The organism is Enterococcus sp. AMC1251 (assembly GCF_058216535.1).
Genome location: NZ_CM177098.1, coordinates 2943870 through 2968604, shown reverse-complemented (window position 1 = coordinate 2968604; position 24735 = coordinate 2943870). Strand labels below are relative to the sequence as shown.

Annotated in this window: 18 protein-coding genes; 11 read left to right on the top strand and 7 right to left on the bottom strand. The window is 35.0% G+C overall.

Annotation, left to right across the window (positions count from 1 at the left end; all coding sequences use genetic code 11):
* Window positions 1-54 precede the first annotated feature (54 nt).
* From AC4BBR_RS14010 to AC4BBR_RS13995, 4 genes are all read left to right on the top strand, one after another.
* On the top strand, window positions 55-1218 hold the full coding sequence (locus AC4BBR_RS14010; protein WP_490460115.1) for a cation diffusion facilitator family transporter: 1164 nt from the start codon (window positions 55-57) through the stop codon (window positions 1216-1218).
* A gap of 151 nt (window positions 1219-1369) precedes the next feature.
* On the top strand, window positions 1370-3031 hold the full coding sequence (locus tag AC4BBR_RS14005) for a MutS-related protein (protein WP_490460114.1): 1662 nt from the start codon (window positions 1370-1372) through the stop codon (window positions 3029-3031).
* A gap of 255 nt (window positions 3032-3286) precedes the next feature.
* A complete protein-coding gene (locus AC4BBR_RS14000) occupies window positions 3287-5110 on the top strand; it encodes an APC family permease (RefSeq protein WP_490462132.1) in 1824 nt (607 codons plus the stop codon).
* 139 nt (window positions 5111-5249) lie between these two features.
* Window positions 5250-6158, top strand: coding sequence for a prenyltransferase (locus AC4BBR_RS13995; RefSeq protein ID WP_490460113.1), 909 nt, complete (start codon window positions 5250-5252; stop codon window positions 6156-6158).
* A 170-nt stretch (window positions 6159-6328) separates the two neighbouring features.
* On the opposite strand, the gene AC4BBR_RS13990 is transcribed toward AC4BBR_RS13995, so the two are convergent.
* From AC4BBR_RS13990 to AC4BBR_RS13975, 4 genes are read right to left on the bottom strand one after another with little or no spacing between them, the layout of a single operon-like run.
* Entirely contained in the window at window positions 6329-7003 is a 675-nt protein-coding gene (locus AC4BBR_RS13990) for an ABC transporter permease (protein ID WP_490460112.1), read from the bottom strand.
* Window positions 7003-7935: an osmoprotectant ABC transporter substrate-binding protein gene (locus AC4BBR_RS13985; RefSeq protein WP_490460111.1), complete on the bottom strand. Its 933-nt coding sequence runs from the start codon at window positions 7933-7935 to the stop codon at window positions 7003-7005. Before AC4BBR_RS13985 ends, AC4BBR_RS13990 begins: the two co-directional genes overlap by 1 nt.
* Window positions 7935-8570 (bottom strand): ABC transporter permease, encoded by a 636-nt coding sequence (locus tag AC4BBR_RS13980; RefSeq protein WP_490460110.1) that lies wholly within the window; start codon window positions 8568-8570, stop codon window positions 7935-7937. Before AC4BBR_RS13980 ends, AC4BBR_RS13985 begins: the two co-directional genes overlap by 1 nt.
* Before the next feature lie 4 nt (window positions 8571-8574).
* On the bottom strand, window positions 8575-9762 hold the full coding sequence (locus tag AC4BBR_RS13975; protein ID WP_490460109.1) for a betaine/proline/choline family ABC transporter ATP-binding protein: 1188 nt from the start codon (window positions 9760-9762) through the stop codon (window positions 8575-8577).
* A gap of 549 nt (window positions 9763-10311) precedes the next feature.
* On the opposite strand from AC4BBR_RS13975, the gene AC4BBR_RS13970 reads away from it, so the two are divergent.
* From AC4BBR_RS13970 to AC4BBR_RS13960, 3 genes are all read left to right on the top strand, one after another.
* Window positions 10312-10434, top strand: a complete 123-nt coding sequence (locus AC4BBR_RS13970) for a hypothetical protein (RefSeq protein ID WP_490460108.1) — start codon at window positions 10312-10314, stop codon at window positions 10432-10434.
* A gap of 209 nt (window positions 10435-10643) precedes the next feature.
* Window positions 10644-10961 carry a PadR family transcriptional regulator gene (locus AC4BBR_RS13965; RefSeq protein ID WP_490460107.1) on the top strand — a complete coding sequence of 106 codons (318 nt, stop codon included), beginning with the start codon at window positions 10644-10646 and terminating at the stop codon, window positions 10959-10961.
* Between the two features lie 8 nt (window positions 10962-10969).
* Entirely contained in the window at window positions 10970-12517 is a 1548-nt protein-coding gene (locus tag AC4BBR_RS13960; RefSeq protein WP_490462131.1) for a DUF4097 family beta strand repeat-containing protein, read from the top strand.
* Window positions 12518-13300: 783 nt separating this feature from the next.
* Here the strand turns inward: AC4BBR_RS13960 and AC4BBR_RS13955 are convergent.
* On the bottom strand, window positions 13301-14194 hold the full coding sequence (locus tag AC4BBR_RS13955) for a VOC family protein (RefSeq protein ID WP_490460106.1): 894 nt from the start codon (window positions 14192-14194) through the stop codon (window positions 13301-13303).
* A 161-nt stretch (window positions 14195-14355) separates the two neighbouring features.
* Between AC4BBR_RS13955 and queA the strand changes: the two genes are divergently transcribed.
* Entirely contained in the window at window positions 14356-15387 is a 1032-nt protein-coding gene (gene queA / locus AC4BBR_RS13950; RefSeq protein WP_490460105.1) for a tRNA preQ1(34) S-adenosylmethionine ribosyltransferase-isomerase QueA, read from the top strand.
* Window positions 15388-15537: 150 nt separating this feature from the next.
* On the opposite strand, the gene spx is transcribed toward queA, so the two are convergent.
* The gene (gene spx, locus AC4BBR_RS13945; protein ID WP_490460104.1) at window positions 15538-15936 is read right to left on the bottom strand and encodes a transcriptional regulator Spx; all 399 of its coding nucleotides are present in this window, start codon (window positions 15934-15936) and stop codon (window positions 15538-15540) included.
* A 1017-nt stretch (window positions 15937-16953) separates the two neighbouring features.
* A complete protein-coding gene (locus AC4BBR_RS13940; RefSeq protein WP_490460103.1) occupies window positions 16954-17208 on the bottom strand; it encodes a helix-turn-helix transcriptional regulator in 255 nt (84 codons plus the stop codon).
* Between the two features lie 689 nt (window positions 17209-17897).
* Between AC4BBR_RS13940 and AC4BBR_RS13935 the strand changes: the two genes are divergently transcribed.
* From AC4BBR_RS13935 to AC4BBR_RS13925, 3 genes are all read left to right on the top strand, one after another.
* Window positions 17898-20534, top strand: a complete 2637-nt coding sequence (locus AC4BBR_RS13935; protein WP_490460102.1) for a calcium-translocating P-type ATPase, PMCA-type — start codon at window positions 17898-17900, stop codon at window positions 20532-20534.
* A 654-nt stretch (window positions 20535-21188) separates the two neighbouring features.
* Window positions 21189-23198 carry a KUP/HAK/KT family potassium transporter gene (locus AC4BBR_RS13930; RefSeq protein WP_490460101.1) on the top strand — a complete coding sequence of 670 codons (2010 nt, stop codon included), beginning with the start codon at window positions 21189-21191 and terminating at the stop codon, window positions 23196-23198.
* 121 nt (window positions 23199-23319) lie between these two features.
* Window positions 23320-24624 carry a hemolysin family protein gene (locus AC4BBR_RS13925; protein ID WP_490460100.1) on the top strand — a complete coding sequence of 435 codons (1305 nt, stop codon included), beginning with the start codon at window positions 23320-23322 and terminating at the stop codon, window positions 24622-24624.
* Window positions 24625-24735 lie beyond the last annotated feature (111 nt).

Genomic DNA, 24735 nt, shown 5'->3' with positions numbered 1-24735 from the left:
TGTTTGAAATCATTTTATAGTACTAAGATATGCTAAAACGAGGTAGGGATTAGAATGATAAAATTTTTAATTGATCGTTTTGAAAAGAGACAACAAAAAAGTTCAGATACTCGAACAGCATTTGGAATTTTTGCCGGGATCATCGGCTTATTATCCAACGTGCTGCTTTTTGTCAGTAAATTATTGATTGGATTAATTTCCGGTAGTGTGTCGATTATGGCTGACGCAATGAACAACTTATCGGATACTGTGTCGTCTGTTTTAACGCTAGTTGGTTTTTATATTTCTGGGAAACCTGCGGATGAAGAACATCCATATGGTCACGAACGGTTTGAATATATTAGTGGTATGCTAGTGTCATTATTAATCACGTTTGTAGGTTTTCAGTTTTTTATGACCTCTATTGAACGAATCAAAGACCCACAAAGCATCAAGGTAACACCTATGATTTTGATCGTGTTGCTATTGTCTATTTTGATCAAAGTTTGGCAAAGTATTTTCTATAAGCGAGTAGCTAAGAAGATTGATTCTAATACGTTGATTGCGACAGCTAAAGATAGTTTAAATGATGTATTTACAACAATTGCTGTTTTAGTTTCAGCTACCATTGAAGGCCTTACTGGGCTGAAAATTGATGGAATCGTTGGCTTGGTAATTGCTTGTTACATTATTTTTAGCGGTCTTCAATTAATTCGTGAGTTTGTGAATGAATTGATGGGATTAAGACCTGATCAAGTAGCAATTGATAAAATGAAATTATATTTGTCATCTGTTTCAGAAATCATAGGCTATCACGATTTGCTGATTCATCAATATGGACCGAATAAAATGTTTGCTTCAGTACATATCGAAATTGATGACCGCTGGGATTTAACAAAAGCTCATGAAACAATCGACAAGATCGAAAAAAATTTTAAAGAACAGTTAGGCGTAGAGCTTGTTTGCCATATCGATCCAGTAAACTTACATGATCAAAGACAACAATTCATTCATCAAGAGTTGAAAAAGATCATTAAAGGGATCAATAGCGAATTAAAAGGGCATGATATTCGTTTGATAGATCATGGAGGGCAATTACGTATTCTATTTGATTTAGTTGTTCCTAATCATTTTAAGGCAACGGATCAAGAATTGAGGATTCGTTTACAAGAACAGGTGTATCGAAATATGGGGAACTATATAGTAGAAGTGACTTTTGATCACAATTATCTATTGTAACTTTGTTTTAGTGATGAAAGAGGGGGTGACTCAACTTCATTATAATAATAAAGTTATATATTATACTTGATGAAAAAAGTGTAGCCTAATTTTTTTATGGTATGTTACTTTATAAAAAACTATATTTAACTTTAAAAAGGGAGGATGTTGAATGGAAGCTCAGCTGATTGTATTGGGGTTTATTGGACTAATTGTTGTGATTCTCATCATAATAGAGATTTATAATCGTTTAAAGTTAAGGACAATGGTCAAAAATAAGTGGGGAACATTTCCCAGCGCACGTTTTTTTGATAAGGAAGAAAGTTTAAAACGAGCATGGAAAAAGGCTAAACAGTATAGAAGTTATGATAGTGAAATTGATGATATTACTTGGTATGATTTAGATGGGTTTGCTTTATTTGAGCGAATCAATGGAACGTATTCAAGTGTGGGAGCAGAAGCCTTATATCAACGATTACGAAATTTCAACTTTTCAAAAAATAGTCACGATCGTTTAGAAACATTAATCGACTACTATAAACAAAATCCTGCTATCCGAGAAAAAATTCAATTTCAATTTGCTAGTCTAGGAAAACAAGATAACAATCATGTAGAAAGTTATTTAAGCGAAACAAGAAGCCAAAAATTACCGAATACAAAATTATACTTACTTTGCGGATTATTACCGATTGTATCCCTAATTTTATTACTAGTATGGCCAAAAACACTATCAATTTTATTACTTTTAGGGTCAATATTGTTTAATGTGATCTATTATCTGATAAAAAAAGAAAAACTTCAACGTGAATTAGCATGTATGGGTTACCTAGTTCAAACAGTAGCTTGTGCGAAGAAATTAGGGAAAATTACAACGCCTTTTCAAGAAGAGTTGATTAAAAATCTTCAACCTTTGGCTTCAATGACTAAATTTGGTGTTTCCTTTCGAATGAAGTCCAATAGTGACGCTGAGGTGATGTTTGACTATTTAGCAATGATTTTTATGTTGCCATTTATTTCATATAATTTTGTTCTAGAAAAATTAACAAATTACGAGATTCAGGCAAAAGAAATGTGGCGATTACTTGGAGAATTAGAAGTTGCGGCAGCTGTTTTAAACTTTCGAACAGTCATGCCTGATACAAGTCAACCAGTCTTTTCAGAGGATATTGTAGTGACGGGAACCCAAGTATACCATCCTTTGCTAGCAACTCCAGTATCAAATGAGGTGAATTGGGAAAAAAACACACTTGTAACAGGTTCTAACGCTTCGGGCAAGTCAACGTATGTCAAAAGCGTAGCGATCAGCTGTATCCTTTCTGCGACGATTCACACAGCGTTGGCCACTAAGTTTCAATTACCATTTGGACATATCTTGACCTCGATGGCTGTTGAGGATAATATTTTTGAAGGGGATAGTTATTTTGTGGCAGAAACAAAGTCAGTTAAACGAGTACTGGATTTTGCTGAAACGAACGTTCCTTGTTTGTGTTTTATTGATGAAATATTGAAAGGTACGAACACAATTGAACGAATAGCAGCTTCATCTAGCATGATTCATTGGTTAGACCAGTATCCTTCGATAGCTTTTATTGCAACTCATGATATTGAATTGACAGAAATTTTAAAAGAATCCTGTAATAACGTTCATTTTGAAGAACAAGTAACGAAAGAGCAAGGTGTGACATTTGATTATCGCTTGAAACAAGGCCCTTCTACCACGAGAAATGCTATTGAACTTTTACACGTGTTGAATTATCCCGAAAGTGTCGTTGAGCAAGCGAAAAGCGAAGCAAATTATTTTGACGAGTATCGTACTTGGCAAATTTTAGAATAACAATTAAGGTTGGGAGAAAAGTACTGTTTACTTTTGTCTCAATCTTTTTTTTGAATAGTTAAAAAATGAGCGGGACGAAATGAAGAAAATAAAAGAGTTAAGAGTTTCTTTAATGGATAAAGAGGAAGAGATGAATATTTTAATAGTTTAGCAGATAAATTATTGACAATTATAATTTATGAGCGTAGCATATGTGATTGTTTGTGGAAAAACACTATTTTTTCTGAAAATAAAAAAGAAGGAGAAATCAAGCAAGTGGAGTATTTAAAACGATTATTTATTGGAAAACCTTTAAAATCTACTGAAAACGATGAGCATAAATTAAGTCGATTTGCAGCATTAGCTTTATTGTCTTCTGATGCCTTATCTTCTATCGCTTATGGTACGGAACAAATCGTTGTCGTACTCGTTACGCTATCTGCTGCTGCCATATGGTATTCTTTGCCGATTGCTGCTTTTGTTATTATTTTACTTATTTCATTAACGTTATCTTATCGGCAGATCATTCATGCATATCCTCATGGCGGTGGTGCTTATGTTGTTAGTAGTGAAAATTTAGGGAAGAATGCTGGATTAGTAGCTGGCGGATCATTGCTAGTTGATTATATGCTGACGGTTGCCGTTTCGGTTTCTGCAGGAGCTGAGGCGATTATTTCTGCAGTACCTGCTTTGTATGGTCATCAAGTAGTAATTTCGATCGTCATTGTTTTGTTGATTATGTTGATGAATCTACGCGGGTTAAGAGAATCGGCTAGTTTTTTGATGTTTCCTGTGTATAGTTTTATTGCTGTGATCACATTACTAATTGCAACAGGTTTATTTAAAATTGTTACTGGGGCGGTACCATTACATGCAACTGCAATACCAGGAACTGTCGTGCCAGGAATTACGATTGCCTTGATTTTACGAGCATTTTCTTCTGGTTCGTCTTCATTGACAGGTGTTGAAGCTATTAGTAATGCAGTGCCTTTTTTCAAAAAGCCTAGAGCAAAAAATGCGGCGGGAACATTGACGTTGATGGCTGGAATTTTAGGCTTTTTCTTTGTTGGGATCACATTTATTAACTATTGGTATGGAATCGTTCCTCAAAACGAGGTGACGGTGCTGGCTCAGATCGGTAAAGCAGTTTTTGGACAAAATATACTTTATTATGTGTTACAATTTTCAACGGCTTTGATTTTAGCTGTTGCCGCTAATACTGGATTTTCAGCCTTTCCAGTGCTTGCATATAATTTGGCGAAAGATAAATTCATGCCGCATATGTATATGGATCGAGGCGATCGTTTAGGATATTCAAATGGAATATTGACCCTGGCTACAGGTTCAGCCATTTTGTTATTAATCTTTAAAGGGTCAACGGAACGATTGATTCCACTGTATTCGATCGGTGTATTTATTCCATTTGCATTGTCTCAAACAGGAATGGTGCTTAAATGGCGGAAAGAGACTAAAAAATGGTTGTTAAAATCGATTGCTAACATTATTGGAGCAATGATTTCTTATGGAATTATTATTATTCTATTCATGTATCGATTAGGCGATATCTGGCCTTTCTTTATTATTATGCCAGTGCTGATTTTCATTTTTTACACTATTCATGCTCACTATAAAAATGTAGCCGAGGAACTACGCTTAGAAGAAACAGTGAAGCAACAAGAATTCTATGGTAATACAGTTATTGTTTTAGTTGGAAATGTAACGCAAGCAAATGTAGGTGCAGTAAACTATGCTCGATCGATCGGTGACTATGTAATTGCAATGCATGTGTCATTAGATGAGAATATCCAAAAAGAAAAAGAAATTGAAGCAGAATTCAAACAATATTTTCCTGATATTCGTTTTTCTGTCGTTCATTCTTCGTATCGATCAATCATGAACCCAATTCTTCGTTATGTAGACCTAGTAAGTAAAAATTCAGCGAAAAAAAAGTATACGACAACGGTGTTAATTCCTCAATTTGTCCCTAATCGACGTTGGCAAAATATTCTTCACAATCAGACAAGTGTACGCTTGCGTTTACGTCTATCTTGGCGAGAAAATATTGTTGTTGCGACCTATAGTTATCATTTGAAAAAGTAATAAAAAGTCGTAAGCTTGTTCCCTTTTAGGACAGCTTATGATTTTTTTGTTTTTCCAGAGTGTAACATTATTTTTATATCGTGAAAGAAGGTATAATCGTTTATAAGCGATAAATAGAATGCTTCAGATCGGAGAATAAATGTCCTTTAAAATGTTATGGGAATTAGGAGAAATTTATACAACGCCGTTGGATTGGTTTTTAGTTTTATTAGGAATGGCCTATGGCGGTTATACTCAAGGAAGTTTTTTCAATTGGCGGATTCTTATTTTTTTACTAATATTATTTCTGTATCATATTACGATGAACATATTTAATAATTATATGGATTACAAAAATGCAAAAGATGACAATTATAAGAAGCAAACGAGTACCATTAGTAAATGGAACCTTTCTTTAAAAGCTGTAAAAAAAATCTTTATATTATTTCTGATCCTGTCCCTGATTTTTGGTGCTATTTTGGTTTTTAGTACGGATAGGGTAGTGTTTATTTTTGGGGTTTTGGGGTATTATGTAGGGTTTGGTTATTCTTATGGGAGAAGACCGATTAATAGTTTACCGATTGCAGAGACGGTACCAGCAGTGTTAAGTGGTTTTCTGATTCCAATAATCAGTGCTTATTTAGCAAATTATGGATCCGTTAAGCTGACATTTCATTCACTTGGTGAAATGCTGATTGGTTTTATGCCGATGTTTTTCTGCATGTTTAATAACCTACTGGCAAATAATACATGTGATCTTGAGGAAGATATTAATAATGGACGTAAAACGCTTGTTTATTATATTGGTAAGAAAAATAGTGTAGGGTTACTTATTCTATTAACGTGTTTGAGCTACGTTTCAATTTTAGTAGCTGTTTATTTGAAACAAGCTCCAATCTTGACTTTAGGGATGATCTTACTGTTTCCGATCACTTTAAAAATGTTGCGACCTTATTTTAGAGAACAGATAAAAAAACAGACTTTTTCATTAGTACTGAAAGGGATGTCTTTGATTATGTTTGGTTATCCAGTTGTTTATTTGATTGGTTGTTTTATTCATTTTCAGTAAATTGAGTTAGGTATTTTTTATGATAAAATTGAATAGAAAAACGACCTCAATTCCTGTTGTGCACTTAGTATGCAGAAACGTAATTGAGGCCGTTTTTTTCGTTATCCAATTGATCTGCAGAAAAAGCATCCTGCTAGATCAAAAAACAAAGGGTAAAAGTTGGTTAATGTTCAATTCACAGAATGTTTACTCGCAGGATCTAATCGACGTTCGATCAGACCTAACACCCAGTCAGTAATGATCGCCATTAAAGCGGTCGGTAATGCGCCTACAAGAATAATCGCGGTACCATCTGTGGCATTCGTTCCGCGAATAATAATGTCACCAAGACCACCGGCACCGACAAAGGCACCGATCGCTGTGATTCCGATTGCGACAACTAAAGCATTACGAATTCCTGCCATGATTACGGAAACAGAGAGTGGCAATTCCACCATATAAAGACGTTGCCATTTTGTCATCCCCATTCCCTTGCCCACATCTAAAATATTTCTATCGACCTGAATCATTCCAGTATAGGTATTTTTGATGATCGGTAAAAGAGAATAGAGAAAGACCGTGACGATAACTGTGTTTACGCCTAGTCCAAGACCTAACATCAAAATTGAAAGCATGGCTAGAGAAGGGACTGTTTGGATCAAATTTGCGATACTTACGACCCAGCCAGCCATTTTTCTTCTACGGGCAATGAAAATGCCGATTGGTATTCCAACGATCGCGGCAAATAATACACCATAAATAGAAATTAGAAAATGTCGGATAAATTGACTCAAAACATAGCTGCCATTTTGATCAAAGTAATAGAAAAACTGCTGCAATAAATTCATATCTTGTAGATTTTGCATTATTTTCCACCTCCTTCAGATTCGAAGAAATGGTGTTCTTTCAAGAAATTTTCTGCAACTGTTTCAGGTTCCATTAAATCGTTATCTGCTTGATAATTTAGCTTTTGCATGGTTTCTGTAGTGATTTCTCCTGATAGTTTGGCAAGTACATTATTTAACTCAGGATGTTTTTTCAAGACCTCGTCTGTTGCAACTGCGCATGCATCATAAGGTGGGAAGAATTTAAGATCATCTTCTAAAATGACTAAATCATAACTACCGATTCGACCATCTGTTGAATAGCCTAAAACAACATCCATCTTATTGGCCGCAACAGCATCATAAACTAAACCGATCTGCATCGGAAAAACACGTTTAAAATCAAAGCCATACGTTTCAGTAAAACCTTTGTAACCATCACCTTTCCGATCGATCCAAGAAGTATCCACACCTGCTGTTAATTGATCGCCGACTTTTTTTAGGTCGCTGATGGTTTTTAAATTATATTTTTTAGCTGTTTCTTGTGTGACCATAAATGCGTAGGTATTGGCAAATCCATAAGAATTAAACCATTTTTGTTCAAATCTTTTTTGAAATTCAGACTGTACAACGTCAAAGGCTTTTTTAGGATCTTTGATTGGTTCTAAGTTTAATGTAGTAGTTAAATCAGTTCCTGTGTAACGGGCAGCTGAAATTTGTGCATCACCATTTATCATTGCTTGATGGTTGATCGTAGTTGTTGCCAAATTATTGATAATCGTTGTTTTTTCGTCAGTGTAATGTTCGATCATGCCAGCAACTAAACTTGCTAATATTTGTGCTTCTGATGTGATTCCGCCAGTAATGGAGATTGTCGAGTCATCAGAGTTCGAAGCGAGTCCAGGTAAAGAGCAGCCTGATACTAACAAGGCGCTACAAAACATTATGAGTAATAATTTTAATTTTCGTTTCATCATTCTGCCTCCCTTAATGCTTTAGGAGTTAATTTCTTTTCTAACAGACCAAGCAGTAAGTCTGCAGCTAAAGCTAAAATAGTAACAGGAATGGTTCCAGCAAAAATCAAATCAGGTTGATAATTATTTAATCCGCTGAAAATAAAGTCTCCAAGACCACCTGCACCGATGTAAGAAGCAAGTGTTGCCCAAGCGATTACATAGACTGCTGCAAGTCGAATTCCAGCCATAATCGTTGGCATAGCGATAGGCAATTCGACCATGAAAATCGATTGTACATTCGTCATGCCCATTCCTTTTGCAGCATCCTTATAATCGCCACTGACTTCTTTGATCCCAATATACGTATTTCGTAAAATAGGTAGTAATGAGTAAATAAACAAAGCAATGATCGCCGGAATCTTTCCAACACCAAAAATCGGGATCATCAACGCTAGTAATGCCAGCGAAGGAACCGTTTGTAATGCACTAGTCAAACCAATGACGATGGCTGCCGTCCTTTTGGTTCTTGTCAATAAAACACCAATCGGCACTGCTAACAAAATTCCTAGAAGAAGTGCGATACCAGAAATAAAAATATGTTCACCGATTTTAGTAACAAGTTCATTTCCTCTTTCTAAAAGAAACTGATTCATTTTATTACACCTCCGCTTGAGGCTGTTTGACATCAGTTGGTTCTGTTTCGTTTGAAACTTCTTCTGGGGTCTCTTCTTCACCCCAGATAACATCATAAACGATGTCAACCAATGAAGCGCGAGTTAAGATTCCGACGACTTTTTGGTTGTCATCTACAACTGGAACATATTTTAAGCCGCGTTTTAAGATACGTTGTAAGGTATCACGTAATAGAGACGATTTTTTTACAAAGAAAACTTTTGGATTCATGATGTCACTCACACTTGTTGCTTTATTTCTACGGCGGTCAAGTGTTTCTACATCGATAAAGCCCTTTAATACGCCAGCGCCATCAACAACTAATAGTGTATCTACACGTTTCTCTCTCATTAGTCTGATCGCTTCAGATAATGATTTTTCTGGTGTGATCGTGATAGCGTTATTCAACATTACTTCACCAACTGTAGTGATATCCGGTTTTGCTTGAATCAAGCGGTCTTCACCAATTAGTTCTTCAACAAATTCATTGACTGGATGACGTAAAATATTATCTGGTGTATCAAATTGAATAACTTTTCCTTCACTCATGATAGCGATTCGACTCGCCAGTTTTAGTGCTTCATCCATATCATGAGTTACAAAAACAATGGTTTTTCCTAAACGTTCTTGTAAGTCTTTGACTAGATCTTGCAAAGAATCCCTTGTGATTGGATCTAAAGCACCAAAAGGTTCATCCATTAAGATAATATCTTGATTCGCCGCAAGTGCTCGAACAACACCGATCCGTTGCTGTTGACCACCAGAAAGTTCATTTGGATAACGATCGAGCATTTCTCTAGGGAGCTCAACTAAATCAATCATTTTTTCCGCAATTTTGTTCCGTTCTTCTAGGTCGACTTTCAGTAACTTTGGTACAAGCACGATATTCTCTCTAATTGTCATGTGCGGCATTAAACCGATATTTTGAATGACGTAACCGATTTTTCTGCGTAATTCAACTGGATTTATTGTTAGAATATCTTCACCATTGATCAAGATTTTTCCTTTTGACGGATCAGTCATTCGGTTAATCATCCGCATAGAAGTTGTTTTACCGCTACCGCTAGTTCCGATGAAGCAGATAAATTCCCCTTTATCAAAAGACAAATTGATGTCATCTACCGCGATTTTACCGCCTTTGTAAATTTTTGAAACATGTTGAAATTCGATCAACTTTCTCACCCCAAATTCTTTTTTTTGTATCTCGTTTCTTAAATAATTGCAGTGTTTCCTAACAAACATTTCTACTACTAGTATGCTACAAAACAGAGAATTCGACAAATCAGATGTTTTTTTAGCCATTTTCAGTCAAAAATTATAAGGAAATCTGTTGAGTTTTATCACTTGTGAATTAAGCGCTATGAATCAGTTAATATTTTATTGACATTCGTTGAAAACCTTAGTATATTGTTGATTATCTTCTACTGTTTTATGAATAATAGGAAGTGAAAGGGAGAACGAAATGAGAAAATTTGTTTAGGTTGTTTGGTATCTAGTTAAATTGTTTTATTATTTTTATAGTAAGCAGAATAATTATTGAAAAAAGAAGAAGAAGTAAAAAAAGTGGCATGTGTTGAGAATTCAATTAAAGAAAGTTAGTGGTCAGGCTGTTGCGATTCAAGAAGTAGAAAGAGAATCAGTGATTGCGCAATTAGTCGATAGAAAAGACATGAGCATGACTTGCACTAGAAGATGGGGAAACCACTTCTGATGCCTCAGAGAATGGATAAAAAAAGGGCGAAAAAAGAGAGAGTGGGTGAGCAGTTGGTAGAGCTTAATTTGACACCAGAAGAACGTCAAGGTATCATTCAAGAGAAAAAGAATTACGACCGCAATAACCACTGATAATGGGCTGAACGCTATTTTGTTCCAAGGCGTAAAACGCTTTGATACATGGCTGATGTTGATCATTTTTTAGAAGCTAGACTTTACTTAGTATGTAGAACACTTTTTTCTAGATAAATAGTAACTGATCATAGTCATAATTGTATTTTTATCTGGTTTTGAAATAGCGGGTAATTTGTCAATCAAAACTGTGATAAGGGGATTGAGCGATGAGGGCTTCCAGCCAATTTAAAAAAGGTGCGTTAGAAATGTGTGTGCTTCATTTTATTCAAATAGAAGATCGATATGGATATGAATTAACACAACGAGTGAATCAGTTTATACCAATTACCGAAGGGGCGCTTTACCCTGTTTTGCGTCGATTAGTTAAGGAATCCTATTGTGATATTTATACGAAAGAATCACCTGATGGACCTTCCAGAAAATATTACAAAATGACGGATAAAGGAAAAGAATACTTGGAACTTTTACAATGTGATTGGGCTGAATTCGTTGAACAAGTAAGTAAATTGATGGAGGCAGACTAGTGCAAACGATGGAAGAATATTTAAATCAGCTAAAAGCTGCTTTTGCTGAAGAAGATATAGAAGATTTTAATGAGTTAAAGGAAGATTTATTAGAGCAGCTAGCCATTTGTTTAGAAGAGGGACAGACAGAAGCCGAGGTAGTTGCTAAACTTGCTTCTCCAGGAGAGATCGCGGCAGATTATTATGCTGATCTAAGTTTAGATGCAGCGATCAATGCTAAAACATCTGTTGTGCCAAGGGAAGAAATTCAAAATGTATTTATTCGAACGCAGAAAAAAAGAATACAGAAATTTGTGAAAGCGGCATTAAAAATATTAAAACCGTTAATACTCCTAGTACTATTAGGATTTCTTGCTTTCTTCTTAGTATATACAATGAAAGAGTTAAGTGCAGAACGAAATCTTGCTAGTATTCCGACGATTTTGAGCTTGTTATTGTTGGCAATTGTTTTACAATTAGTAAAAGGATGGAGTGTAAAAAAACAGAAGCTAATCAATGGTACATCAATTGGGTTATTAGTGTTAGGAATGTTCATGCTGCTGTTTTTCTCTATAACAGGTCAACTAATGTATACAGGTAGACAATATTATAAAGAGATTAGTCTAGCTTCCAGCAATCATGCGGCATTTAGTTTTGATTCAGATGCTGATGTTGAGATTACTACTATAGAAGTATCCAGTACAGATAAACCAAGCTTGATGGTCAAAGGTCGCTTTAAAGAGAGTGATATCAAAAAAATTGAAAATGGTTCATATAATCATAAGGTCAATCTAACGTTAGACAAGGAAAATATTTTTGATACATTTACTCGAACTGGACGTTCAGAAGTGATTTTCTTTATTCCAAAAGGAATGATTTTAGACGATTTTCATTTAGGATTAAGTCGTGGAGATCTGCGCTTGTTGGATATTCATACAAAGAGCTTTGATTTAGATTTAGTTACAGGTGATGTTTACGCAAAAAATATTAGTGCGGATAAAGGAAATATATTTAGTGATTACGGTGATGTAATCATAGAAGAGTCTGAAATGAATTTGAACGTCAAAAGTGATTCTGGGAAAACAGTCATTACTGGTCTGTTAGGTAACTTAACTATTGAGGGTGATAAAGGATTATCAGTTTTGAAATTCTTACGTTCAGATAACATTGTTTTAAACAATCATTCAGGTCGCATGATATTAGAAGATTCTAAGTCAAAGAAACTTATAGCGACTGCAACAGATGGTCAAGTAATTGTTAAAAGGACAAAAGGAAATCTCTTGATGGTTAATGAACATGGCAAAATAGTATCAGAAGAAAACCAAGGTACATTAGAACTGAAAAATGGATCTGGGGCAACGATTGCTATCCAAGATAGTAAGGTAAATGCTACTGTATCTAGCCAATCTGGATTCATCAAGTGGCTGCAAGATCCAAGCCAGTCGGTCAAAATCACTGCAAATACTGGAACTGGTGAATTGCGGAATGATTTTGCAAATGTACCCGATAGTAAAAACTATAAGATCGATGTGACATCCAAAACAGGAGATGTCAAAATTTTAGAAAAAGTTGAATAAATAATAAGAAGAGTTAGAGACAAAACATTTATTTTCGTAATAAAATAAGATAATTGAAAAATTTTCTGACACTTTGTTGACTATGAAATAGTTTTTCTTTAAAATGAATAATAGATAGAAACGAATAAAATAAAAAAAGGCACTTCACAGATCAGTTGGAGCTGTTCTGTGAAGTCCTGAGAAGTCAGAGTAAGCTGACCAATCAAGTTGCCCTTGTCAATGCGTAACATCGACATATTCCATTTTACTCAATTTTTGGAAAAATATCTAGAACTTTCTTTTCCAGAATTTAAGTAGCGAGTATTCGATGCCTATTTATTGAACATGCAATGGTGTTGGTAGATTTTACCAACACCATTTTTTTATTTTGTTTCTATCTAGATAAAGCAAAGAGCTGTATATCAGAGAACTATTGGCTGAAGCCGACAGTCAGAAGTTTATCTGTGAATACAATCTTTGTGATATTGAAACAATCAAAGACAAACATGTGCTAATAGAATCGTCAAAAAAGGTAATGTTCTGTTTAGTCAAAAGTAGTCTTTGGTATTTCTAGGGATATGGACAGCGGTGGATAAATAATTATAACATTGAAGCATTCTAGATAAATCAGTTTATTTTTATTTTAAGCCACTGTTTATATCTTTAAATTGTTTATGACTCGGGAATAAATAATAGTTTTTTTAACGTCAATAATTATGAACAAAGTATTATTAGAAGTTATACATAACTGAAAGAAGAAGTGGTATTTAAGGTAGACTTCTTCTTTCAGTTTTTTTAAATCAATCAAGCTCTATTTTTATAAATAGTTGCTTCGATTTTAGCTCGTTCTTTTTCCAAAAAAGGTGGTAAGGCAAGCTTCTGACCTAAAGCATTTAATGGTTCATCGATCGTAAAGCCGGGGGTTAAAGTAGCAAATTCAACACGATTGCCTCCAGGTTCTTTAATATAGAGACTTTTAAAATAACCGCGATGAACGATTTTTTCAATGTTCCAACCTTGTATTCTCGCTTTTTTATATAAATCATCTAGAGCTTCCTCATTCTTAACTGAAAAGGCAATATGATCTATACTGCCTCGCCCCATTCGTGTTTTATTTGTTGTGGAAGTTGGCAAAAACTGAATAAAATCAGTTTTATTTAGTTGGATATGGCCGTTCCTACTTTTCCAACCTAACAAACGATAGAAAAAATCAGCTGTTTTCTCAGGATCAGTCACATGAAATTCAGTAGATAATAGTCTCAGAATTTGTTTGTTTCCAGGGATAGAACGTTCAACGTTCAACGCTCTGTTTAAAGGTTCTTGCTCTACTTCAACCAAACGAAGATTCACTTGGTCTGTATCTGTAAAATGAAGTGTATTATTTTGTTTAATAAATGGAATGTGATAGTCATGTAAACGTTGTTCCCAATAAAATAGGCAGCCTTTTGGAATTTTTAATCCGATCGTACTCAAGAAATGGCTATTATCATAACGTTTAGCGAGTGAAGGAACTACAAAGAAGGTAATAACAGACCCAGGTGTTCCCGTATAATCTCCATAGTAATAGTGCAACATTTTATGATTATCTTGATTGACTGTTTTTTTCACTAAACGCAAACCAAGGATATTTGTATAAAAAAAATGATTCTCATCAACAAAACGTGTTAATAATGAAACATGGTGGATAGGTGCAAACATTATAAAACCTCCTTAGATTAGTTACTTATCAAAAGTAAGTTTATTTCTTTAAAATAGTTGTTTCAATTATTTTATCTTTTTATAAGGAATTATCTTCGTAGCCAGATAACCTAAAAAATGGTAAAATAGTTAAGACAAAACAAGTAGAGAGAGTGACAATTATGCTTAGTACAGAAGAGTTTGATTTTGAATTACCAGAAGAACTGATTGCTCAAACACCTTTGAAAGACCGAACAAGTTCGCGGCTTTTAGTTTTAAACCGTGAAACAAAAAAAATAGAAGATAAACACTTTCATGAAATTATTGATGAATTAAATGCTGGAGATGCATTAGTTATGAATGATACAAGAGTGTTGCCAGCTCGACTATATGGTGAAAAACCTGAGACAGGCGGACATTTAGAAGTGCTTCTTCTGACCAATAGAGATGGGGATACTTGGGAAACCTTGATTAAACCTGCTAAACGAGCGAAAGTCGGTACAAAAATAAGCTTTGGTGATGGGCGTTTAACAGCAACGGTTATTGAAGAATTAGAACATGGTGGTCGAATCGTGACATTTCAGTACGAAGGAATCTTTTTAGAAATCTTAGAATCGCTGGGGGAAATGCCATTGCCGCCGTACATTAAAGAACGTCTAGAAGATCCTAATCGTTACCAAACAGTCTATGCTAAAGAAAATGGGTCTGCAGCAGCTCCTACAGCGGGTTTACACTTTACTCAGGAACTACTTGCTAAAATCCAGTCAAAAGGCGTGAAGCTCGTTTATTTGACCTTACACGTCGGGTTAGGAACATTTCGTCCAGTGAGTGTAGATAATATTTCAGAACATGAAATGCATAGTGAATTTTATCGTTTAACGGAAGAGTCAGCGGCGCAATTAAATGACGTTCGTGAAAATGGCGGTAAAATTGTTGCAGTAGGCACTACCTCAATTCGAACATTAGAGACAATCGGAACTAAGTTTAATGGACAGATCAAAGCGGATAGTGGCTGGACAGATATTTTTATTACGCCAGGCTATAAATTCAAAATCGTGCAAGCTTTCTCAACCAATTTTCATCTGCCTAAGTCAACATTAGTGATGCTGGTCAGTGCATTTGCTGGAAAAGACTTAACGCTTAAAGCCTATCAGCACGCTATCGATGAACGCTATCGTTTCTTTAGTTTCGGAGATGCAATGTTTGTAAAGTAATATAAATCCAAGTATAGTAAAAACTCATTCTTTCTAACTTATTTTAGTGGGAAATAAGTACTATCTGGTTAACAGAATACCTTTATCCTACATGTTTGAGTTAGAAGTGAATGAGTTTTTGTTAGTTATTTGGCTTCGAGGTAGTAACTATTATAAACCGCTTAAAAGTAAAGTTTGGGATAATTCTCTTTTACGGACTGATCTAGGTAAAAAACAACGAATTTCATCTTCATTAAAACCAATCTGTAATCTTTTTTCATCAATCATAATTGGTCGACGAAGTAATCCTGGATTCTCTTTGACAAGCTCTAATAATACATGTAATGGTAGTTCATTAATATCTGTATCTAATTTTTGGAAGACTTTGGAACGAATCGAAATAATATCTTCTGTGCCCTCTTCCGTAAGGATTAATATATTTTTAAGTTCGTCTAATGTGATAGGAGTAGTGCCAAAATTCTTTTCTTCAAATGGAATATCATGATCAATCAGCCATCTCCTTGCTTTTCTACATGATGTACAGCTATTTGTTGTATACAATTTTAACATATTTTTCAGATCCTTTCGAAAATATTGGTACATACCTCTTAAAAACTATAATATACGAAAAGTCAAAAATTCACAAAAAAAATGCTTGCGAAGTAGCTGTTTATTTCTGTTAAAAGGAACAAATAGATTTAAAATGATGGATTATTGTTATTTTTTTTAGATTAATTGCAAGGTTAACTGTGATTTTCAGGATTTTGTCGTGTTATGTAAATTTTTTAGCTGATATAGAGAAAATGCTGGAAATTAAAGAAGTCGATACATGACTCTTCAAGTCATATCCTAACCTCGTACCAGAATAGATTAGTTACTAAAAAGACTTGTTAGTGAAAATCCAAAACAGGTGATAAACTTTGTTTAACTGTTTTAGTTGAACATCAGTTTACAAGAAGATAGCCTTTTTTATTGTTTATTTGGCTTTCCAGTGTTGAAAGGATTTAAATGTAGAAACAGAAGATTAGTTAAGACAAGTAACAAGTACGTGAAAAATTATTGAAAACGACCGATCACATTAAAGTGTTTTAAAATTATCATTTGGATGAAAGAAATTTTAGTTTGAGGCTGTTATCTTATATAGATTTGGGGGAACTATCCAAATTTACTTGGTGGTTAGAAAAAATAGATTTTATTCTTAAAAAAAAGACCTCTTTGAGGAGGTCTTTTTTTACTTTACTCTTTACAGTATTAATATACCAATTGCTTCAACGCTAGAGACTGATAAAACAAAGGAATTTAGTATTCAGTTGAAAGATACCTCATTCTTTGAAACAATCTCAAAAATAATTGCATTGTTATTCAAGAGAGATATAAAAACTACTGTAATAAGAAAAGATGAAATTGCTGTTGAAATAATTTTATTGCTATGTTCATCTTTACTTTCTTTGTCAAAGTAAAAAATAAACTGAATATACAATGAAAATAATGGACAGCATAGCGATTATTATACTGGATCAATGATTTGTCGGTAAGTTATCAAAAAAAGATTTAAGTGATTCAGTCACAACTTATCCTGTCTTCTCGTTAGTCAGCTTGTTCGCTAGTTTGCTCTTCTTCTGTCAATTTTTTGAAAGTGAAGATTTGTTCAATCGGCACTTCAAAAACGTCAGCTATGTCGTGAGCCAGTAAAAGGGAAGGATTATACCTGTTTCTTTCTAACTGAATAATTGTTTGTCTAGATACTCCCACCTTGTCAGCAAGTTCCTGTTGGGTCATGCGTTTCATGGCTCTGTAGACGTGAATGGAACTCTCAAATGATGAGTTCTTCTTTTTTGGCAATGCAAATCCCTCCAATAGTCTAATTTATGTATTAATAAAAAGCGCATAGTCAATATACCATATCTTACTTTCACTTACAAATATCTTGCAGTAAAATTATAAAGAAAAAGCCAAGCTTCTCGATGAGCTTGGCTTCTGTTTCTGGAAGGAATCAGTGTATTTAGCGATGTTTTTTTTTCCTTTAGTTATACATGCAAAGTAATTAGTTGAATTTCTAGTTCATAAACCAAATCTTGTTTTCATTACATTTTCTACATTCCATTACTTAAATTTTTTTTAAATCAAACTATCTTTATACGTGTTTTTCTATTTTAATTGGTTTAATTGATCAATATTTTACACATATTCACTATTTATTAAAGATGTTTTTATGATTTTTTACTCTACATATATAATTTTTTTTGAAAGGTGAATCGTGTTCTGCTAACAATTTTGTGTTTACTCATTTCATGCTTCGAGAAATTCTTCAATACAACTGATTATTCCTCCTTCCTTCTATAAATAGAATAGCATATATAGAAAGCGTTTTCAAGTTAAAAGTCTTTTTCGAACGAAGGAGCGATTAATTGAAAAAGTGGAAAAGAAAAATGAAAAATCAGCCATATTTATTGAAGTTTGAAAAAAAAACATGGTATAGTGAATATAGATACTATAATAATAGAAGGAAAAAATAAGAATGGGGGGATAGGATGGAAGCATACAAACAACCTATCGAGACAATTATCAAAGAAGTGAACACAAATAAAGAGCAAGGACTAACGGAACTAGAAGTAAAGAAGAGACTCGCTGAACATGGTGCTAATACGTTCCAAGAAGAGAAAAAAGATTCTATAGTAAAAAAGTTTCTTCACAGCTTATCTGATTTCACAACAATTATTTTATTAGTTGCAGCAGCTATTTCATTTTACACAGCAATTGCTACGGATCACGGAGATTATTTTGAAGGGATTTTAATCATCGCTATTGTGATCATCAATGCAGTATTAGCGATTGTTCAAGAAGGAAATGCTGAAAAATCATTGGCAGCATTGCAGGATATGAACAAACAAAGCAGTTCTGTTTTACGTGATGGTAAAGTAGAGACCATCGATGCTGAAGATGTTGTTGTTGGAGATATCCTTATATTAGAATCAGGATCAATGATTACGGCAGATGCACGTTTGATCCAAGCGTCGCAGCTTAGAGTAGAAGAATCGGCTCTCACTGGAGAAAGTGAACCAATTGAAAAAGATTCGGAATACATAGGAGAATCTGATGCACCAATCGGCGATCAGGTTAATATGGTCTTTAAAGGCTGTACAGTTTCAAACGGCCGAGGTAGAGCTATTGTTACAGCAACTGGAATGCAGACTGAAATGGGTAAGATCGCAAGCTTATTGAATAACGATGTGACACAACAAACACCGTTACAGAAACGGTTGAATCAATTAGGTAAGCGTATCAGTTTAATTGCTTTAGGCGCTGCAGCGTTAGTATTTATCATTGGTGAATTGCAAGGTGAGCCAATGTTAGAAATGTTTATGACTGCCGTCTCATTAGCGGTAGCTGCGGTACCTGAGACATTGATGGTAATCGTCACATTAACACTTGCTTATGGTGTGCAGAAAATGGCTAAGAAGCATGCAATCATTCGTCGTTTGCCAGCTGTTGAAACACTTGGGACTGCTAACGTTATTTGTTCTGACAAAACTGGAACCTTGACACAAAATAAAATGCGCGTCAGACGCGTTTGGTCTCGAGGGGACGAAGTGACGGATACAGAAGATGCAATGACTGATGAAGCGATGGAAGTCTTAAAAATGGCATCGTTATGTACAGATGTCATTGTGGACAAAGATGGCGATGACTTAGTTATTCAAGGGAATCCAACAGAAGCCGCAATCGTACGCGCGGTGGAAGAAAATTATCATACAAAAGCTGAATTAGAAGAAAAATACCCAAGAATCGGTGAAATTCCTTTTGATTCAGAGCGTAAAATGATGACGACTGTTCATAAAATGGGAAAAAAATATATTTCTGTAACTAAGGGAGCTTTTGATGTCTTGTTGACTCGTTTCCGCTTTGGTGATGTTGAACAAGCGGCCGTAGTAAATGACCGTTTTGGAAAACGCGCGTTACGCGTCATTGCAGTTGGTTATGCTATCTATGATGAGGAACCTACAGAAATAACCTCAGAGGCGTTAGAGAAGAATCTAAGACTATTAGGATTAGTTGGAATGATTGATCCGCCAAGACCAGAGAGTAAAGGTGCTATTGCTCGAGCGAAAAAAGCTGGTATCAAGACAGTGATGATCACAGGAGACCACGTAGTAACCGCAGGAGCAATTGCAAAAGAATTAGGTATCTTAACGGATAAAAGTGAAGCGTTGACAGGGTCAGAATTGCAAAAAATGTCTGATGAAGAGTTGGATTCACGAGTGAAATCTCTTTCAGTTTATGCTCGGGTAACGCCGGAAGATAAGATCCGTATCGTGAAGTCTTGGCAGCGTACTGGAGCGGTTGTTGCTATGACCGGTGACGGAGTCAATGATGCACCAGCTTTAAAAGCGAGTGATGTAGGTTGTGCTATGGGAATTACTGGGACGGATGTAGCTCAAGGTGCAGCTGATATGATTTTGACCGATGATAACTTTGCAACGATCGTCGATGCTGTAGCTCAAGGTCGAGCTGTTTATCGAAATATTCGTAAAGCAGTAAACTTTTTACTAAGCTGTAACATCTCAGAGATATTTATCGTGCTAATTGCTATGTTGCTAGGTTGGGGCGCACCATTTACAGCTGTTCAATTATTATTCGTAAACGTTGTAGCTGACGGTCTTCCTGGATTTGCTTTAGGGAAGGAACCTGTTGAAAAAGGGATCATGGATGAAGCGCCGATTCCTAGAGATGAAGGAATCTTTGCGCGTGGTTTGTGGCAAAAAATTGGAATCAATGCATTTGTTTTTACTGTAATCACCTTATTTGGTTTTTATTTAGGCGCAAATGTTGATTCTGTCTCTTACTTTTTTGAAGCAAGTCATGAAATTGGTCAGACTGTAGCATTCTTGATTTTAGCATACTCATCGATTTTACATGTTTTTAATGTGAGAAGTACAGAATCGATTTTTAGAGTTAAATTATCAACAAACAAATCACTTTTTGAAATGGCTGTGTTGGCTGTAATTATAACGACAGTCATTGCCTTATTACCATTTACACAAGAGTTGTTTGGATTAGTTCCAATCGGAATCAATCACTGGTTACTCGTAATGGGCTTATCAATTATTCCGATTTTTGTAAATGAAATGATCAAATTCCATTATTCGCCAGAAGAAGATGTTGAATAAAAGCACAATAAAAAAATGCCTGAAGTACTGATTTCTTAATAAAAATCGGTGCTTCAGGTATTCTTTTTATAAAAATTTAATAGTGAGGAAGCTTACTTTGAAAATAGTATTGAAATTATTTACACAAAAGACTTGCTAAAATGTTAAAGGAGTATTATAGTTGTTATCGAAATCAGTTGTTTAAATTTTAATCTGATATTTTTCAATAAATTATAAATAGTAACCGATATTTTTATTTGGATTTCCAAGTAAGGATCTTAGGGGAGTAGCAGCATAGTTTATCTATGTTTTTAGATCAACAACAAGTGTGGAAACACTGGTCTAAGAATGAAATTGCGAGACCTAAGTGTAAAGGCCAAGTGTCATTTCACTTAGGTCTCTTGTTTTACAATTTTGTTACCTAGCTACGTGGGCAATCTCTTCGGAAAAAAGATAAAATCTGCCTGTGACAAAAAGCGTCACAAACGGATTTTCCTATTTTTCTTTCAGAGCTGGACGAGCCCACTTCGTTTTTAGCATTATCTAGCTTCAAGAGCTAGCCTATCGGGAGAAAGATAAAGAATGATTGAGAGAAAAAACACCTCAGTCAGTCTTTCCTATTTTCTAGTCGAGGCTAAACGAGCTCTTTCAGCTTTTAAATTGGAGGAGAATATTGTGGTAGAGAAGTTGAAAGTTTCGCATCATCAGAAATTGACTGCTGCTGGTCTTTTGGTAGCAATGGGTGTCGTTTATGGAGATATCGGAACAAGTCCACTTTATGTAATGAAGGCGATCGTTGGGGATAATGGTGGTCTGCAAAATGTTTCGGAAAATTTTATTATCGGTGCAGTTTCATTGATTTTTTGGACATTAACGATTTTGACAACGATCAAATATGTTGTGATTGCTTTAAATGCGGATAATCACGGTGAAGGCGGAATTTTTTCTTTATACACGCTTGTTCGTAAAAAAGGGAAGTACTTGATCATTCCAGCTATGATTGGTGGAGCGGCATTACTTGCAGATGGTGTATTGACACCAGCAGTAACGGTGACTACAGCGATTGAAGGGTTGCGGGGAATTCCTGTCTTCTTTGATCGATTTGGTAGTGATCAAAATATTATTGTCATTATCACTTTATTTATTATTTTTATTTTGTTTTCTGTTCAACGTTTTGGAACGGATGCTGTTGGTAAAGCTTTCGGTCCAATTATGTTTGCTTGGTTTACCTTCTTAGGTGTGATGGGGCTAATTAATTTTGGTCAGGATTTGACAGTGATCCGTGCATTAAATCCTTACTATGCGATTCATCTATTATTTAGTCCAGAAAATAAATTAGGACTGTTTGTTTTAGGAAATGTTTTCTTAGCAACGACAGGGGCAGAAGCGTTGTATTCTGACTTGGGGCATGTGGGGAAACATAATATTCGTGCTAGTTGGCCATATATTAAAGTTTGCTTAGTTCTCAACTATTTAGGACAGGCGGCTTGGATTTTGAACGTGAAAAATGATCCATCTATTTTGGCTATTGAAAATCTAAATCCATTTTTCCAGATGATGCCAAATAGTATGATGCTTTTCGGTGTTATCTTTGCAACTATTGCAGCGGTGATCGCTTCTCAGGCATTGATTTCCGGTTCATTTACTTTAGTTTCAGAAGCGATTAAATTAAAACTATTACCAAGATTGAAAATCATTTATCCAGGGGCAAACATCGGTCAAATGTATATTCCAGCCGTGAATATGATGTTGTGGATCGTTTGTTCGTTGATTGTCATTACCTTTAGAACATCTACACACATGGAAGCTGCATATGGTCTTTCTATTACTGTAACAATGTTGATGACAACCGTTTTACTGATGTTTTATCTGTTGCAAAAAGGAGCGCCTCGTTGGGTTGCTTATCTAGTTTCTTTGTTTTTTGGTAGTATTGAATCGATTTTCTTTGTATCTAGTATTGCGAAATTTTTCCATGGAGGCTACGTTGCTGTCGGGATAGCCTTGTTAATCTTGGCTGTTATGACAATTTGGGAATGTGGTAATATTATCAAAGAGAAGACCTCTGACACGGTTCCATTGAAACAATATGTAGAACAATTGCGGATGCTCAAAGATGATCCAACTGTTCCAAAATCTCAAACAAATGTGGTATTTATGACACCAGATACTATTGGAGATGAAATTGGTCGTCAAATCATTTATTCGATTTTAGATAAACAACCAAAAAGAGCTAATGTTTATTGGTTTGTAAATGTTGAAGTAACGGATGAACCTTTTACTAAAGAGTATACGGTAGATATGATGGATACGGATTTTATTGTTCAAGTTCAACTTTATCTTGGTTTCCATGTAGCGCAAGAGGTTAATGTGTATATTCGGCAAATCGTTCATGACTTAATGAAAGAAGGACGTTTACCTAAACAGCCGCAGAAATATTCATTGACGCCTGGACGTGAAGTAGGTGATTTCCAATTTATTATTATTCGTGAAGAGTTATCAAAAGTAACCGAATTGAAGAAATGGGATCGACAAATCATGCAGTTAAAACTAGCAATAAAAAAAAGAACTACAACTCCAGAAAACTGGTTTGGTTTAGAGTATAGTGAAGTGAAATACGAATCAGTACCATTGATCATTGGTGATACACGAAAAACCAGATTAAGAGAAAGAAAAGCTTCATTATAGATAGGAAATCTCTAAGGCGATGCAAGGTCTTAGAGTTTTTTTATCACACAATAGTTCCTATTCGCGCTATTTTGAAAGGACAAGTATAATGAATAGATAGAAGAAAAATGAGGTGTAAAATATGCTTGCAATAAATTTTTTCATATTATTTTTAATGATTGCGATTACGGCATTTTTTGTAGCGAGTGAATTTGCTTTAGTAAAAATCCGTATGTCCAGATTGGAGCAGTTAAAAAAGGAGAATGTCAAAAATGCAGAATTGGCGATCCGTGTGACTCATCACTTAGATGCTTATTTATCAGCTTGCCAATTGGGAATCACACTGACGGGATTAATCATTGGTTGGGTCGGCGAAGGGTCCGTTGCGGCATTACTGCATCCCTTGCTGGGAGATTTGCCAATCAGTGCTACGCTTAGCCGTACAATTTCAATCATTTTAGGGTTTGCCATTGTAACGTATGTAGACGTCGTTGTTGGGGAATTATTACCGAAAAGCTACAGTATTGCTCAAGCTGAAAAAGTTGTTTTAGCGATTGTAAAACCACTACACTATTTTTACAAAGGGATGTATCCTTTTATTTGGCTACTAAACCATTCTGCAGCGAAACTCGGAAAATTATTAGGAATAAAATTAGTTTCTGAGGGCGAAGAAACGTTGACTCAAGAAGAATTGTTATATGTAGCTGTTGATTCTTATAAAAAAGGTGAACTGACTAAAGAAGAATATTATTATATGGAAAATGTGTTTGAATTTGATGATACTCTTGCTAAAGAGATTCAGGTCGATCGAACATCAATGGAGGTTTTCGGAGCTGATGAAACAGTGGAGCAGGCAATCCAACATTCTTTAAAACGAGGACATACACGCTATCCAGTGATTGAAGAATCTAAAGATAAAGTATTAGGGTATGTGACACTTCCAGCCTTAATTAAGGAGTCATTTATCAACGATCAAAGAAAAGTTAGTGAATTAGTAGAAGAGCCAATCATTGCGTTAGCGACCATTCCAATTAAAAGTTTGTTAACGATGATGCGAAAAGATGGGAAACACATTGCAATTTTAAAAGATGAATACGGTGGAACTACAGGAATGGTTACGATTGAAGACATTTTAGAAGAACTAGTTGGGGATATTAGAGATGAAACAGACTTGGAAAACGCCTTGATCGCGAAAGAATCGGATCATTCTTATATCGTTTCTGGAAAAATCACGCTTGATGATTTTGAACGTTACTTTAAAGTTAAGATTTCAACATTTGAAGACTCTGAAATGTCTACATTAGCTGGATTTATTGTGAAGCAAAAAAACAATCAAATTGCTGTAGGTGAGCAGATAAAAATTGATAGTTTCATTTTTGAAGTGATGGATTATGAACATGCTCATATAGATTACTTCAAGGTAACTGTCAATAAATCAGATGAATAAAAAATAGTAGAGAGCTCGGGATAAAAATTAGAAATTAATTTTTATCCCGAGCTCTAATTCTAAGTAAACATCTTACGGTAAATTCTTTTCTTTTGGATGAGGCAAAAAAGA

Bases quoted from the DNA above. Each gene is read 5' to 3' on its own strand.
- AC4BBR_RS14010 (WP_490460115.1), top strand. From the start codon at position 55: ATGATAAAATTTTTAATTGATCGTTTTGAAAAGAGACAACAAAAAAGT.
- AC4BBR_RS14005 (WP_490460114.1), top strand. From the start codon at position 1,370: ATGGAAGCTCAGCTGATTGTATTGGGGTTTATTGGACTAATTGTTGTG.
- AC4BBR_RS13995 (WP_490460113.1), top strand. From the start codon at position 5,250: ATGTCCTTTAAAATGTTATGGGAATTAGGAGAAATTTATACAACGCCG.
- AC4BBR_RS13990 (WP_490460112.1), bottom strand. From the start codon at position 7,003: ATGCAAAATCTACAAGATATGAATTTATTGCAGCAGTTTTTCTATTAC.
- AC4BBR_RS13985 (WP_490460111.1), bottom strand. From the start codon at position 7,935: ATGAAACGAAAATTAAAATTATTACTCATAATGTTTTGTAGCGCCTTG.
- AC4BBR_RS13980 (WP_490460110.1), bottom strand. From the start codon at position 8,570: ATGAATCAGTTTCTTTTAGAAAGAGGAAATGAACTTGTTACTAAAATC.
- AC4BBR_RS13970 (WP_490460108.1), top strand. From the start codon at position 10,312: ATGGATAAAAAAAGGGCGAAAAAAGAGAGAGTGGGTGAGCAGTTGGTA.
- AC4BBR_RS13965 (WP_490460107.1), top strand. From the start codon at position 10,644: ATGAGGGCTTCCAGCCAATTTAAAAAAGGTGCGTTAGAAATGTGTGTG.
- AC4BBR_RS13960 (WP_490462131.1), top strand. From the start codon at position 10,970: ATGGAAGAATATTTAAATCAGCTAAAAGCTGCTTTTGCTGAAGAAGAT.
- AC4BBR_RS13955 (WP_490460106.1), bottom strand. From the start codon at position 14,194: ATGTTTGCACCTATCCACCATGTTTCATTATTAACACGTTTTGTTGAT.
- queA (WP_490460105.1), top strand. From the start codon at position 14,356: ATGCTTAGTACAGAAGAGTTTGATTTTGAATTACCAGAAGAACTGATT.
- spx (WP_490460104.1), bottom strand. From the start codon at position 15,936: ATGTTAAAATTGTATACAACAAATAGCTGTACATCATGTAGAAAAGCA.
- AC4BBR_RS13935 (WP_490460102.1), top strand. From the start codon at position 17,898: ATGGAAGCATACAAACAACCTATCGAGACAATTATCAAAGAAGTGAAC.
- AC4BBR_RS13925 (WP_490460100.1), top strand. From the start codon at position 23,320: ATGCTTGCAATAAATTTTTTCATATTATTTTTAATGATTGCGATTACG.